This window comes from Aquipseudomonas alcaligenes (genome assembly GCF_003205495.1).
Classification (GTDB): domain Bacteria; phylum Pseudomonadota; class Gammaproteobacteria; order Pseudomonadales; family Pseudomonadaceae; genus Aquipseudomonas; species Aquipseudomonas alcaligenes_B.
Map to the genome: position 1 here is coordinate 169,751 of NZ_QJRX01000002.1, position 13,915 is coordinate 183,665.

Annotated in this window: 13 protein-coding genes; 7 read left to right on the plus strand and 6 right to left on the minus strand. The window is 68.4% G+C overall.

What is annotated here, in order from left to right; genetic code table 11:
• Window positions 1-2 precede the first annotated feature (2 nt).
• The 4 genes from DMO17_RS03465 to dksA all read right to left on the minus strand — a co-directional run bounded on the left by DMO17_RS03465 (window position 3) and on the right by dksA (window position 4,600).
• Window positions 3-2,957, minus strand: a complete 2,955-nt coding sequence (locus DMO17_RS03465) for a sensor histidine kinase (RefSeq protein WP_110680925.1) — start codon at window positions 2,955-2,957, stop codon at window positions 3-5.
• Window positions 2,941-3,117 carry a hypothetical protein gene (locus tag DMO17_RS03470; protein ID WP_110680926.1) on the minus strand — a complete coding sequence of 59 codons (177 nt, stop codon included), beginning with the start codon at window positions 3,115-3,117 and terminating at the stop codon, window positions 2,941-2,943. The genes DMO17_RS03465 and DMO17_RS03470 overlap by 17 nt, the downstream gene beginning before the upstream one ends.
• Before the next feature lie 58 nt (window positions 3,118-3,175).
• On the minus strand, window positions 3,176-4,063 hold the full coding sequence (gluQRS, locus tag DMO17_RS03475) for a tRNA glutamyl-Q(34) synthetase GluQRS (RefSeq protein WP_110680927.1): 888 nt from the start codon (window positions 4,061-4,063) through the stop codon (window positions 3,176-3,178).
• Between the two features lie 93 nt (window positions 4,064-4,156).
• A complete protein-coding gene (gene dksA / locus DMO17_RS03480) occupies window positions 4,157-4,600 on the minus strand; it encodes an RNA polymerase-binding protein DksA (protein WP_110680928.1) in 444 nt (147 codons plus the stop codon).
• 196 nt (window positions 4,601-4,796) lie between these two features.
• Here dksA and DMO17_RS03485 point away from each other — a divergent pair, with 196 nt between their 5' ends.
• The 3 genes from DMO17_RS03485 to DMO17_RS03495 are packed head-to-tail and all read left to right on the plus strand — an operon-like array spanning window position 4,797 to window position 7,190.
• A complete protein-coding gene (locus DMO17_RS03485) occupies window positions 4,797-5,978 on the plus strand; it encodes a pyridoxal phosphate-dependent aminotransferase (RefSeq protein WP_110680929.1) in 1,182 nt (393 codons plus the stop codon).
• On the plus strand, window positions 5,968-6,672 hold the full coding sequence (gene sfsA, locus DMO17_RS03490) for a DNA/RNA nuclease SfsA (RefSeq protein ID WP_110680930.1): 705 nt from the start codon (window positions 5,968-5,970) through the stop codon (window positions 6,670-6,672). Before DMO17_RS03485 ends, sfsA begins: the two co-directional genes overlap by 11 nt.
• Entirely contained in the window at window positions 6,672-7,190 is a 519-nt protein-coding gene (locus tag DMO17_RS03495; protein WP_110680931.1) for a GNAT family N-acetyltransferase, read from the plus strand. Before sfsA ends, DMO17_RS03495 begins: the two co-directional genes overlap by 1 nt.
• Here DMO17_RS03495 and DMO17_RS03500 read toward each other — a convergent pair.
• Both DMO17_RS03500 and DMO17_RS03505 read right to left on the minus strand, forming a co-directional pair.
• Window positions 7,187-7,504, minus strand: coding sequence for a Rieske (2Fe-2S) protein (locus DMO17_RS03500; protein ID WP_110680932.1), 318 nt, complete (start codon window positions 7,502-7,504; stop codon window positions 7,187-7,189). The two genes, DMO17_RS03495 and DMO17_RS03500, sit on opposite strands and share 4 nt — an antisense overlap.
• Window positions 7,505-7,576: 72 nt before the next feature.
• A complete protein-coding gene (locus tag DMO17_RS03505; RefSeq protein ID WP_110680933.1) occupies window positions 7,577-9,877 on the minus strand; it encodes a TonB-dependent hemoglobin/transferrin/lactoferrin family receptor in 2,301 nt (766 codons plus the stop codon).
• A 201-nt stretch (window positions 9,878-10,078) separates the two neighbouring features.
• Between DMO17_RS03505 and DMO17_RS03510 the strand changes: the two genes are divergently transcribed.
• Genes DMO17_RS03510 through DMO17_RS03525 form a run of 4 tightly spaced genes read left to right on the plus strand, consistent with a single transcriptional unit; the run spans window position 10,079 to window position 13,836 of the window.
• Entirely contained in the window at window positions 10,079-11,146 is a 1,068-nt protein-coding gene (locus DMO17_RS03510) for a hemin-degrading factor (RefSeq protein ID WP_110680934.1), read from the plus strand.
• Window position 11,147: 1 nt separating this feature from the next.
• Entirely contained in the window at window positions 11,148-12,035 is an 888-nt protein-coding gene (locus DMO17_RS03515; protein ID WP_110680935.1) for a heme/hemin ABC transporter substrate-binding protein, read from the plus strand.
• Window positions 12,032-13,069 carry a FecCD family ABC transporter permease gene (locus DMO17_RS03520; RefSeq protein ID WP_110680936.1) on the plus strand — a complete coding sequence of 346 codons (1,038 nt, stop codon included), beginning with the start codon at window positions 12,032-12,034 and terminating at the stop codon, window positions 13,067-13,069. Before DMO17_RS03515 ends, DMO17_RS03520 begins: the two co-directional genes overlap by 4 nt.
• Window positions 13,069-13,836 carry a heme ABC transporter ATP-binding protein gene (locus DMO17_RS03525; protein ID WP_110680937.1) on the plus strand — a complete coding sequence of 256 codons (768 nt, stop codon included), beginning with the start codon at window positions 13,069-13,071 and terminating at the stop codon, window positions 13,834-13,836. The genes DMO17_RS03520 and DMO17_RS03525 overlap by 1 nt, the downstream gene beginning before the upstream one ends.
• Window positions 13,837-13,915: the final 79 nt, after the last annotated feature.

A 13,915-nucleotide genomic window follows, 5' to 3' on the forward strand; every position in this document is an offset into this window, starting at 1 on the left:
ACTCAGGTCGCTGTGGACGTCGCTTCGACATAGCGCGGCAGGGTTACGCGGAAACGGGTTCCGCGCTGGCGCTCGGGATCGGCCGGGCTGTCGATGGTGATCTGCCCATAATGCTCTTCCACGATCGAATAGACCAGCGCGAGCCCCAAACCGGTGCCCTTGCCGGGGTCCTTGGTGGTGAAGAAGGGTTCGAACAGGCGGTCCATGATCGCCTGCGGAATGCCCGTGCCCTCGTCCTCGACGATCAACACCACGCTCTGCTCCTCGGCCTCGCTGCGCACGCGGATGGCGCCGCCGGCGGGCGAGGCATCGCGGGCGTTGGACAGCAGGTTGATCAGCACCTGGGCCAGGCGCTGCGGGTCGCCCTTGGCCAGGTGCTCGGGATCGCACAGGTTGTAGAACTGCACTTCGGTGCCATGGCGGTTCAGCGACAGCAGGCCGATGGCGTCCTGTGCCACTTCGGCCAGGCTCACCGGGTATTCGGCGCGCTGCTGCTGGCCGGCGTGGGCGAAGTTCATCAGCGACTGGACGATGCGCGAGATGCGCTTGGTCTGGTCGAGGATCTGGCTGCTGATCTCGCCGAGTTCCTCGTCGCCCTCGCGCTCCTCGCGCAGGTTCTGCGCCAGGCAGGCGATGCCGGTGACCGGATTGCCGATCTCGTGGGCCACCCCTGCGGCCAGGCGGCCGATGCTGGCCAGGCGCTCGGAGTGCACCAGCTGGTCCTCCAGCACGCGGGTCTCGGTGACGTCCTCGACCAGCAGCACCAGGCCGCTGTTGCCCGGCGCCAGCGGCTCGTCGATGGCCGCCTTGTGCAGGTTGAGCCAGCGCACCTCGCCGTCCAGTTGCAGGTGCTGCTTGTGCAGGTGCTCCTCGTCCTGGGCGATGAAGTCCTGCAGCAGCTCGCGCCAGGGGTGCTCCAGGCTGAGCAGGCGCGAGCCGACCACCTGCTGCGCGCTGATGCCGGTGAGTTCCTCCATGGCGCGGTTCCACATCAGCACTTCCTGGTCCTTGGCCAGCGAACATACGCCCATCGGCAGTTCCTGCAGGGTCTGGCGGTGGAAGCGGCGCAGGGCATCCAGTTCGGCGGCCAGGCCGGTGAGGCGCGACTGGTAATCCTCCAGGCGACTCTCGATGAAGTGGATGTCTTCGCTGACATAGGCCTCGCTGCCGGCCTTGTAGGGCAGGAAGGTTTCCACCATGTCCTGGGCCACGCTGGGGCCCATCAGGCCGGACAGATTGGCCTCGATGCGGTCGCGCAGACGGCGCAGGGCGTAGGGGCGGCGCTCGTCGAAGGGCAGGTGCAGGTCGCGCAGGGCGCGCTCCACTTCCTTCTGTGCGGTCACCGCGCCCAGCGGCTTGGCCAGCTCGGCGGCGAATTCCTGCGGCGAGCCGGCCACCAGCTCGCGGCGCTGCGGGCGGCGCACGTTGTCCACGGTGCAGGCCTCGGCGGCGCTTTTTTCTTCATCGCTGGCTTCTGTGAACAGCGACACCAGGGTGAACACCAGCACGTTGGCCGCCAGCGAGCCGACGGCGGCCAGGTGCCAGCTGTTCTCGTCGAGCACGTAGACGATGTCCAGCAGCGGCAGGTGCACGCCCTGCAGGTTGCTCACCAGCGGCAGCAGCATGCTCACCGTCCAGGCGGCGATGCCGGTGAGCAGGCCGGCGATGAAGCCGCGGCGGTTGGCGGTCGGCCAGTACAGCACCGAGAGCACGCCGGGGAGGAACTGCAGGGTAGCGACGAAGGCGACGATGCCGAGGTTGGCCAGGTCCTGCTCGGCGCCCAGCAACAGGTAGAAGCCATAGGCGGCGGCGATGATGGCGAGGATCAGGCCGCGGCGCGTCCACTTCAGCCAGCGGTAGATGTTGCCTTCGGCCGGCGGCTGGTAGACCGGCAGCACCAGGTGGTTGAGCGCCATGCCCGACAGCGCCAGGGTGCTGACGATGATCAGGCCGCTGGAGGCGGACAGGCCGCCGACATAGGCGAGCAGGGCCAGGCTGCGGTCGCCGACGGCCAGGCCCAGGCCCAGGGTGAAGTATTCCGGGTTGGTGGTGGCGCCGATCTTCAGGCTGGCCCAGAGGATCAGCGGCACCGACAGGCTCATCAGCAGCAGGAGCAGCGGCAGGCCCCAGCTGGCGCTGACGATGGCGCGGGGGTTGAGGTTCTCGGTGAAGGTCATGTGGTACATGTGCGGCATGACGATGGCCGAGGCGAAGAACACCAGCAGCAGGGTGCGCCAGGGGCCTTCCTGCAGCGGCGTGTGCAGGGTGGCCAGGGCCTGCTGGTTCTGCAGCAGCCACTGCTCCAGCTCGGCCGGGCCGCCGAACACGCCATACAAGGCGTAGAGGCCGATGCCGCCCAAGGCGATCAGCTTGACCACCGATTCGAAGGCGATGGCGAACACCAGGCCCTCGTGCTTCTCGCGGGTGGCGATATGGCGGGCGCCGAAGAGGATGGTGAACAGGGTGATCAGGGCGCAGAAGCCGAGGGCGAAGCGGTCCTGCAGCGGCTCGCGGGTGAGGATGCCGATGGAGTCGGCCACCGCCTGGATCTGCAGGGCCAGCAGCGGCAGCAGGCCGACCAGCATGAACAGGGTGGTGAGCACGCCGGCCCAGGTGCTGCGAAAGCGGAAGGCGAACAGGTCGGCCAGCGACGACAGCTGATAGGTGCGGGTGACGCGCAGGATAGGGTAGAGCAGCACCGGCGCCAGGAGGAAGGCGCCGGTCACCCCCAGGTAGCTGGCGAGGAAGCCGAAGCCGTACTGGTAGGCCAGGCCCACCGTGCCGTAGAAGGCCCAGGCACTGGCGTAGACGCCCAGCGACAGGGTGTAGGTCAGCGGGTGGCGGATCACCCAGCGTGGGATCAGGCCCTTCTCGCTGGTCCAGGCCACGCCGAACAGCAACAGCAGGTAGGCGGCGCTGATCAGGATCAGCTGGCTGAGGTCAAAGCTCGTCGGCATCGCGCTGGCTCTGCAGGATCAGGGTGACGACGATGAGGATCAGCCACAGCAGGTAGGGCCTGTACCAGGCACCCTGGGGGTCGATCCACCAGTCCATGATGGCGGGGGAGAACAGGTAGATGCCCACCACCAGGATCAGTACCAGTCGGTAGATATACATAGGTCGGGTCCAAGCGCGATGGCCGGATGGTACGGGAGCCGGTCGCGCCGCGAAAGCGTCAGCGCAACTGCGCTTCGGCCAGGGTGCGGCTGCACGGGATGCGCGCGGCGTCCCAGTGGGCGATGCCCCAGGCCAGCACTGCGCGCGGCGTGGCGCCGGCCAGTTCGGCCGGTGGCTGCTGGCCGAGGGCGCGCAGGGCGCGCACCAGCAGCGGCGGCGCCTGATCGGCCGGCAGCGGCGGCGAGCGGTAGCTCTTGCCCAGCTTGTGGCCGTCCGGCTGGATGATCAGCGGCACATGCAGGTAGCGCGGCTGGGGCAGGCCGAGCAGCTCCTGCAGGTACAGCTGGCGCGGCGTGGAGTCGAGCAGGTCGGCACCGCGCACCACGTCGCTGACGCCCTGCCAGGCGTCGTCCAGCACCACGGCCAGCTGGTAGGCATACAGGCCGTCGCGGCGGCGGATGACGAAGTCGCCGACCTCGCGGCCCAGGTGCTGGCGGAACTCGCCCTGCACCCGGTCGGTGAAACGGTATTCCAATTCGGGCACGCGCAGGCGGATGGCGGCATCGTGATCGGGATGGCCGGCGTTGCGGCAGGTGCCGGGATAGATGCCGCCCGAGCCTTCCAGCTGCTTGCGCGAGCAGGTGCAGGCGTAGGCCAGGCCCTGGTCGAACAGGCGACGGATCAGTGCGGCGTACTCGGCGTGGCGCTCGCTCTGGCGTACCAGTGCGCCGTCCCATTCGAAGCCGTAGGTTTCCAGGCTGCGCAGGATGGCATCCTGGGCGCCGGGCATCTCGCGCGGCGGGTCGAGGTCCTCCATGCGCAGCAGCCAGCGGCCGCCGACACTGCGGGCATCGAGGTAGGAGGCGAGGGCGGCCACCAGCGAGCCGAAGTGCAGGTAGCCGCTGGGGGTGGGGGCGAAACGCCCGATGTAGGGGGAGTCGTTCATGAGGGGGAGGCTATCGGCTGGTGTCGGCGAATGCCAGTCCCGCAAAAGCAAACGGGGCGCCAAGGCGCCCCGTTGTCTGGCTCTGCTTCCCGATCAGGAGCCGAGCTGCTTTTCCTTGATTTCCGCGAGGGTCTTGCAGTCGATGCACAGGGTCGCGGTGGGGCGGGCTTCCAGGCGGCGAATGCCGATTTCCACGCCGCAGGAATCGCACCAGCCGTACTCGTTGTCCTCGATCAGCTGCAGGGTCTCGTCGATCTTCTTGATCAGCTTGCGCTCGCGGTCGCGGGCGCGCAGTTCCAGGCTGAATTCCTCTTCCTGGCTGGCGCGGTCGGCCGGATCGGGGAAGTTGGCGGCTTCGTCCTGCATGTGGTGCACGGTGCGATCCACTTCCTGCATCAGCTCCAGCTTCCACTTGTTGAGGATATCGGTGAAGTGAGCGCGCATCGCATCGCTCATGTACTCCTCGCCCTTCTTCTCTTTATAGGGCTCGAAGCCGCGAATCAGCTGGCTGTTGTTCTGTTTTGCTTTGGTGGGCATGGATGACCGCCTCTCACTCTCTCTGATCCATTGCGCAGGATCTGTTCCTTTGCCGGCACGTACTCCGGGCCTGCGGCTGCAAGCGGGCGAACTTACCAGATCGATTCCGGCGATGCTACTCCCGGTTGTCCCGCCTGTTACAGGGTTACGGGACAGTTGGTTAGAATCCCTCCTTTTCCCCAATAAAGGAAGGCCAATGGCCCAGTCCTTCAGTGCGCGCAGCCGCGCCATCGAACCCTTCCACGTCATGGCCCTGCTGGCCCGTGCCAACGAGCTGCAGGCCGCCGGCCATGACGTGATCCACCTGGAGATCGGCGAGCCGGACTTCAGCACCGCCGCGCCGATCGTCGCCGCCGGGCAGGCCGCGCTGGCCGCCGGGTACACCCGCTACACCGCGGCGCGCGGCATTCCGCAGCTGCGCGAGGCGTTGGCCGGCTTCTATGCCCAGCGCTACGGCGTGTCGCTCGACCCCGAGCGCATCCTGATCACCCCCGGCGGCTCCGGCGCCCTGTTGCTCGCCGCCAGCCTGCTGGTCGACCCCGGCAAGCACTGGCTGCTGGCCGACCCCGGCTACCCCTGCAACCGCCACTTCCTGCGCCTGGTCGAGGGCGCCGCGCAGCTGGTGCCGGTCGGCCCGGAGAGCCGCTACCAGCTGACTCCGCAGCTGGTCGAACGGCACTGGGATGGCGACAGCGTCGGCGCCCTGGTCGCCTCACCGGCCAACCCCACCGGGACCCTGCTGCACCGCGACGAGCTGGCGGCGCTGGCGAGCAGCCTGAAACAGCACGGTGGCCATCTGGTGGTCGACGAGATCTACCACGGCCTGACCTATGGCTGCGACGCGGCCAGCGTGCTGGAGGTGGACGACGAGGCCTTCGTGCTCAACAGCTTCTCCAAGTACTTCGGCATGACCGGCTGGCGCCTGGGCTGGCTGGTGGCGCCGGAGAACGCGGTGCCGGAGCTGGAAAAACTGGCGCAGAACCTCTACATCAGTGCGCCGAGCATGGCCCAGTACGCCGCGCTGGCCTGCTTCACGCCTGAGAGCCTGGCGATCTTCGAGGAGCGTCGCCACGAGTTCCAGCGTCGCCGCGACTATCTGTTGCCGGCCCTGCGCGAGCTGGGCTTCCGCATCGCCGTGGAGCCCGAAGGCGCCTTCTATTTATATGCCGACATCTCCGCCTTCGGCGGCGACGCCTTTGCCTTCTGCCGGCACTTCATCGAGACCGAGCACGTGGCCTTCACCCCGGGCCTGGATTTCGGTCGCCACCTGGCCGGGCACCATGTGCGCTTCGCCTACACGCAGAGCGTCGAGCGCCTGCAGCAGGCGGTCGAGCGCATCGCCCGCGGCCTCAAGACCTGGAATCCCGATGCGCTTTGAGCCGGCGCTGGAGGAGGGGCGGCTGGTGCGGCGCTACAAGCGCTTCTTCGCCGATATCGAGACGGTGAGCGGGCCGCTGACCATCCACTGTCCCAACACCGGCTCCATGCTCAACTGCCTGAATCCGGGCGGGCGGGTCTGGTTCAGCCGCAACGACGACCCGAAACGCAAGCTGCGCGGCACCTGGGAGCTGGGCGAGACGCCACACGGGCGCCTGGCCTGCTTCAACACCGGACGCGCCAATGCGCTGGTGGAGGAGGCGCTGTATGCCGGGGTGATCGCCGAGCTGGCCGGCTTCTCCGAGCTGCGCCGCGAGGTGCGCTATGGCGCGGAGAACAGCCGGGCCGATTTCCGCCTGGAGTTCGCCGGCGGGCCGGCCTATGTCGAGGTCAAGAGCGTAACGCTGGGCTATGCCGACTCGGCCGTGGCGGCCTTCCCCGATGCAGTGACCGAGCGTGGCAGCAAGCACCTGCGCGAGCTGGCGACACTGGCGCGGCAGGGCGTGCGCGCGGTGCTGCTGTACTGCGTGAACCTGTCCGGCATCGAGGCGGTGCGGGTGGCGCGGGAGATCGATCCGATCTATGCGGCTGCCTGGCAGGAAGCGCGGGCGGCGGGGGTGGAGATGCTGGCTTACGGCGTGCAGCTCGCTCCCGACGAACTGCGTCTGGCCCGGCGCCTGGCGCTGGAGGACTGATGCGCATTCTGCCGTTGGACGCCAGGCAGGCGCAGGCATTCGACGCGGCCGAGAACGAGTTCGAGGTGCGTGAGGTGTACGACCTGGGCTTCGAACAGGGCGACTGGTTGCTCCGTGTGCGCGCGGTCGAGCCTTATCTCAAGCGCTATATCGGCGACCTGGAAGACATGGACGGGGCCCAGTATTTTGCCGCGCGCGAGGGTGATGAGCTGGTCGGCATGCTGGCGCTGAGCGATGCCTGGAACGACCTGGCCTCGCTCGATCAGCTACTGGTCGCGCGGGCCTGGCGTGGGCGGGGGGTGGCCACCGCGCTGCTCGACTTCGCGAAAGCCTGGGCGCGGCAGAGCGGTTTGGCCGGTGTGCGCCTGGAGACGCAGAGCACCAATGTGCCGGCCTGTCGCCTGTACCAGCGCCATGGCTTCGTCCTCGGTGGTGCCGACCGCCTGGTCTATCGTGCCGACCCCGCGCTGGCCCATGAGGTGGCGCTTTACTGGTACTGGTTCGACACGCGCGCCTAGAGCGTCAGCCACAGCCCCGCCGCATCCTCGTGGCAGGCGATCTTTTCCAGCGCCTGGCCGGCGCAGGGGCCGGTGACGCACTCGCCGCTTTCGATCAGGAACAGCGCGCCGTGATGGGCGCATTGCAGCAGGCTGCCGCTGGCGTCGAGGAAGTCGTCGGCGCGCCATTCCAATGTCAGGCCGCGATGCGGGCAGCGGTTCAGGTAGGCATAGGCGCGGCCGTCGCGGCGTACCGCCAGCACCTTGCGCCCTGCAACGACAAAGCCCCGGCTCTGGCCTTCGACCAGCTCATCCGGGGCGCATAGATGAATCATGAGCATCTCCACGCCGGAGCGGGGATTATCCCGCATGGGCGTGGGGGCGCGCATCCCTGCGCGAAGTGGCACTCAGTACTGCCAGGAGGCGGAAACGCGGAAGTTGCGGCCGACCTCGCTGTAGTAGTCGTCCGGCTGCGCCAGGGTGCCGGTGGGCACGTTCAGCGCATTCCAGTACTGCTTGTCGAGGGCGTTGAACAGACCAGCCTGGAATTTCACGCCTTTCAGCTCGGCGGGCTGCCACCAGCCGGTCATGTCGACCACGCCGTAGCCCGGGGCCTCGAAGTCGCCTGCGTTCTCCACCTTGTCGCGGGCCGCGGCGGCGCGCAGCATCAGGTCAGCGCCGTACTGGTCACGGGCATAGCTCAGGCCGAGCAGACTGGTGATCGGCGCCACCGAACTCAGGCGCTGATTGGTTTCCAGGTCTTCGCCGTTGGCCCAGGCCACGGAACCCCAGAGCTTCCAGTGCGGCACGAACTCCCAGTGCGCGGCCACCTCAGCGCCGTAGATCTGCACGCGGGCGCGGTTTTCGGTGCGGGTCACGCCCATCGGGTAGTCGGCGGCGCTGAGGCCAATGGCTGCCAGTTCGGCGGCGCTCATCGCCACGTCATCGTCGATGAAGTTCTTGTAGTGGTTGTCGAACAGGCTGAGCGAGCCGCCGAGCTTGTCGTTGCCCAGCTGCGCGCCGATCTCGTAGCCGTTGCTTTCCTCCGGCTTGAGGTCGGCGTTGCCCAGGCGCAGGTAGCTGCCTTCGGCGCCGTAGTTCATGTACAGCTGGGTGGCGTCCGGCGCCTTGAAGCCCTGGGCCCACTGGGCATACAGCATGGCTTCGTCGGCCACCTGCCAGGTCGCCAGCAGGCTGGCGGACAGCTTGTGGTCGCTGCTGGCCTGCAGGGTCTGGTCGTTGGCCGGGTTCACGTTGTTGGCGAAGTCGCCGGTGGCTTTCGGGTCCTGCCGGTAGTGGTCGTAGCGCAGGCCCGGGGTCAGCTTCACACGGCCATCGGCGAAGCTGATTTCGTCGGTGGCGTAGAGCGCCCACTGGGTGCCTTCGGCCTTGGGCATGTCGGCCTGGTTGGTGTGCAGGAAGTCACAGGCGGCCGGGCCCATGTACATCGGATGGCTGGGCGAGATACTGAAGCCTGGGCAGTTGTCGTAGCCCTCGGAGACCTGCTCGGTGTTGATCTGGTAGAGCTCGCCGCCCAGGGTCAGCCTGTTCGGCAGCCCGGCGATATCGAAGGTCTTGCCGAGATTGCCGGAGACGCCGTATAGCTCCTTCTCGATCTGGTTGTCGCGGCCGAAGTTGCCGCTCGGGTACTTGTAGGGGTTGCCCGGCAGGCCGAAGAACAGGAAGTCCGGCACGGCGGCGCGGCTGTCGGCGGCGCGCACGCCGTTCTGGTCGTCGTGGCGGCGCAGCTTCTGCCAGTAGGCGATGACGTTGGCGCTGTCGATCAGGCCCTGGTCGTCCTCGGCCTGGAAGGCGTAGTCGACCGAAAGGCGCTGGCGCTTGTTGTGTTCCTCGGTGCTGTTTTCACCGATCAGGTAGGTGCTGCCCTGGTTGGTGCGGCTGTCGATGTCGTTCTGCCGCTCGAACAGCTCGGCGGTGAAGCCGACCTTGTGGCCGCCGTCGAAGCGCTGCTGCAGCTTGACCAGCAGGCTCTGCTGTTCGGTATCGGCCGGGTTGGCTTCGCTGCGACTGGTGCCGTAGCTGTTGGCATCGCCGCCGCTTTCCAGCTCATGGCCCTGGCGCTGGCCGGCCTGCAGCAGCCACGCGGTGTCCTGGTAGCGGCCGGCCAGGGCGCCGTTGAGGCCCCAGCTGTGGTCGGCGCTGTCGTAGTCGCTCTTGACCAGACTGCCGAAGTCCTTGCCCTCGGACAGCAGGTCTTCCGGGTTGAGGGTGAACAGCTGCACGGCGCCGCCCAGGGCGCCGGAGCCGACCAGGCTGGAGTTGGCGCCGCGGACGATATCCACTGCGGACAGGCCGTTGAAGTCGATCGAATCCAGGCCGCCCTGGGCACCGCCGGTCGGGCCCTGGCTGCGCGCGCCGTCGGTCAGCCACGGCACGCGGATGCCGTCGAGCGTGGTCAGCACGCGGTCGCGGTCCAGGCCGCGGATGTTGATGCTCTCGCTGGTGCGGCTGTAGTTCACGCCGGGCTCTGCGCGCTTGCCGAGATCATCGAAGCTGCGGATCTGGCGCTCGTCTAGGGTCTTGGCGTCGGTGCGGGTGGTGGTGGGCAGCTCTTCCTGCACGGCATTGCCGGTGACCAGGGTGGTGTCGAGCGTGGCGCTGTCGGTGCTGGTCTGTGCGAACGCCAGCGACGGGCTGAGCAGCAACAGCGCCAGCCAGGGGCGCAGGGCAAAGGGTGGGGTGGGCATGGCATGACTCCCGCAAGTGGCTCTTGGTGGCCGGTGGATTTGGCGGGCAGCACGTTACTGGATTGCTTTCTTCAAATGCAAACAATTCTCACAAGCATTGGAAAATGATTGTTGTTGGTGTAGCCTGCGTCGACTCGAACGAGCCGCCGTATCCATGGGGGTAGGGGGCGTGCTCGCCAAACAGCGCCAAGAGGTAGCACCATGACCATGCCGATCACCCTTTCCAATGCCAGCCATCTTTACCAGGACTGGCAGCGCCTGCGTGCCGCACAACCCGGGCTGCGTGCCCGCGAGGCTGCCGCCAGGCTCGGCGTCAGCGAGGCCGAGCTGACCGCCAGCCGCCTCGGCGTGGATGCCGTGCGCCTGCGCACCGACTGGGCCACGTTGCTGCCGGCCCTGGGCGAGCTGGGCTACATCATGGCGCTGACGCGTAACGAGCACTGTGTGCACGAGCGCAAGGGCCATTACCGCGAGGTCTCGGTCAGCGCCAACGGCGCCATGGGCCTGGTGGTGTCCGCCGATATCGACCTGCGCCTGTTCATGAGCCAGTGGGCCAGTGTGTTCGCCATCGCCGAGCAGACCGAGCGCGGCCTGCAGCGCAGCATCCAGGTGTTCGACCGGCAGGGCACGGCCGTGCACAAGGTCTACCTGACCGAGCGAAGCGAAGAGGCGGCCTGGGCGCCGCTGGTCGAGCGTTTCCGTGCCGAGGTGCAGAGCGCCGAGCTGGACCTGCAGCCGCTGCCGGAGGCCAAGGCCCCGCGTGCCGATGCCGAAGTGGATGCCGACGCCCTGCGCGCCGACTGGGCGCAGCTGAAGGACACCCATCACTTCTTCGCCATGCTCAAGCGCCATGACGTGGCGCGCACCCAGGCCCTGCGCCTGGCCGGTCGCGACTGGGCCGAGCCGCTGGCCACCGCCGAGCTGCCCAAGCTGCTGGAAGAAGCCGGGGCGCGTGAAGTGCCGATCATGGTGTTCGTCGGCAACCCGCACTGCATCCAGATCCACTCCGGCACCGTGAGCAACCTGCGCTGGATGGGCGACTGGTTCAACGTGCTCGACCCGGAGTTCAACCTGCACCTGAAGACCCCGGGCGTGGTCGAGCTGTGGCGCGTACGCAAGCCCAGCTACGACGGCATCATTACCAGCTACGAGGCGTTCGATGCCGCCGGCGAGCTGGTGGTACAGCTGTTCGGCGCGCGCAAGCCGGGTATCCCGGAGCTGGCCGAATGGCGTGACCTGGCCGAAACCGCCGTTGCCCTGGAGGCCTGAGATGCGCCTCGCCAACTGCGTTCTGCTGTGCAGCAGCCTGCTGTTCAGCCATGCCGCCGCGGCCGCCGAGTTGCCGCAGCGCTGGGTCAGCTCGGGTGGCTCGCTCAGCGAGTGGGTGGTGCGCCTCGGGGGTGAGGGCAGGCTGGTCGGTGTCGACACCACCAGCCTGCACCCGCAGTCGTTGCGTCAGTTGCCGAGTGTCGGCTACCAGCGTGCGCTGTCCGCCGAAGGCGTGCTGTCGCTGCGCCCGGATATCCTGATCGGCAGCGAGGAAATGGGCCCGCCGCCGGTGGTGGCGCAGATCGCGGCGGCCGGGGTGCGGGTGGAGAGCCTGTCGGCCAAGCCTGACCTCGCGAACCTGGAGCGCAACGTCCTGCGCCTGGGCGAGTTGCTCGGCGTGCCCGCGCAGGCGCGCGAGCAGATGGCCGCCTACCGCCAACAGCTGCAAGACCAGGCGCAGTGGGTGGCAGAGGCCCGGCGTAGGCAGGCGCCACCGCGGGTGGTGATGCTGCTCGGGCACGCCGGCAGCAACCTCATGGCGGCCGGCCAGGGCAGCCTGGCGGTGTGGCTGATCGAGCAGGCCGGTGGCGAGAGCCCGGTGGCGCACCAGGGCTACAAGGCGCTCTCCAACGAGGCGCTGCTGGCGCTGGACCCGCAGGTGCTGATCTTCGCCGACCGCAGTCTGCACGGCGAGGAGGCGCGCCAGGCGCTGCTCAAGCATAATCCGCTGCTGCAGCAGACCAGCGCGGTGCGCGACGGCCGTCTGCAGGCCCTCGACCCGACCCTGCTGGTCGGTGGCCTGGGCCCGCGTCTGCCCGAGGGGCTGGCCGAGCTGTCGGCGGCCTTTTATCCTTCCGCGCAAGCACTGACGGCCGAACTCGACCGATGAATCCTGTTTTCCGACCCCGCCCCTTGCTGCTGGCGCTGGGCGCGCTGCTCCTACTCGCGTTCTGGCTGTCGCTGGCCCTGGGGCCGGTGAGCCTGCCGCTGGGCGATACCCTGCTGGCCGCACTGCGCCTGCTCGGTCTGCCGGTCGGCAGCGCCGAGCTGCAGCAGGCCGAGCTGATCCTTGGTCAGATCCGCCTGCCGCGCAGCCTGCTCGGCCTCTGCGTGGGCGCGGTGCTGGCCTTGTCCGGCGTGGCCATGCAGGGCCTGTTCCGCAACCCGCTGGCCGACCCCGGCCTGGTCGGCGTGGCCGGCGGCGCGGCGCTGGGGGCGGCCATCGCCATCGTCGGCGGTAGCCTGATTGGCGGCCTGCCAGCAGCCTGGTCGCCCTACCTGCTGTCGATCTGCGCCTTCGCTGGCGGCCTGCTGGTCACGGCGATCGTCTATCGTTTTGGTCGCCGCGACGGGCAGACCCATGTCGCCACCATGCTGCTGGCCGGCGTGGCGATGACCGCCATGTCTGGTGCCGGCGTCGGCCTGTTCACCTACCTGGCCGACGATGCCACCCTGCGCAGCCTGACGTTCTGGAACCTCGGCAGCCTCAACGGTGCCAGCTACCCAAGGCTGTGGCCGTTGTTGCTGGTGACCCTCGGCGTGGCGTTGTGGCTGCCACGCCGCGCCGACGCGCTCAATGCCCTGCTGCTGGGGGAATCGGAGGCGCGCCACCTGGGCTTCAACGTCGAACGGATCAAGCTGGAGCTGGTGCTGTGCACTGCACTCGGCGTCGGTGCTGCCGTGGCGGCTGCCGGCCTGATCGGTTTCATCGGCCTGGTGGTGCCGCACCTGATGCGCCTGCTGGTCGGGCCGGATCACCGCGTGCTGCTGCCGGCCTCCCTGCTGGCCGGGGCCAGCCTGCTGCTGCTGGCTGACCTCGCCGCACGCCTGGTGCTGGCGCCGGCCGAGCTGCCGATCGGCATCATCACGGCGCTGCTCGGCGGGCCCTTCTTCCTTTATCTGCTGGTGCGGGGGCGAGCCTGATGCTGCGTGCCGATAATCTCAGCGTCCGGCGCGGGCCCTGCACCGTGCTGGCCGATATCGACCTGCACCTGCAGCCGGGCCAGGTGCTCGGCGTGCTCGGCCCCAACGGGGCAGGCAAGAGCACGCTGCTCGGTGCCCTGAGTGGCGAGCTGGAGGCCGCCGCCGGCAGCGTGACCCTGGACGGGCGCGCGCTGGATGCCTGGTCCGGCCAGGAGCGCTCGCGGCGCCTGGCGGTACTGCCGCAGAGTTCGACCCTGAATTTCGCCTTCCCGGTGCTCGACGTGGTCGGCATGGGGCGCCTGCCGCATGCCAGCGGCCGCGTACGCGATGGCGAAATCGTCGAGGCGGCGCTGCGTGCCGCAGACGCCGAGCACCTGCGTGGGCGCAGCTACCTGGCGCTGTCTGGCGGCGAGCGCCAGCGCGTGCACCTGGCGCGGGTGCTGGCACAGCTGTGGCCGGGCGGGGAAGGGCAGGTGTTGCTGCTCGACGAGCCGACCTCGGCGCTCGACCCGCTGCACCAGCACACCACCCTGCAGGCCGTGCGCGATTTCGCCAGCCAGGGCGCGGCGGTGCTGGTCATCCTCCACGACCTCAACCTGGCGGCGCGCTACTGTGACCGTATCCTCCTGCTGCAGCGCGGGCGGCCACACGGTTACGGCACGCCGGACGAGGTGCTGCAGGCCGAGCCGCTGCGCCAGGTGTTCGGCCTCGATGTGCTGATCCAGCGCCACCCGGAGCGGGGGCATCCGCTGATCATCGCGCGCTGAGGTGGCCCGGATGCAATGCGGGATGGGCTGCCCCGGATTGCATCCGGGCTACGGCTGATATCAGTAACCGAACCAACGA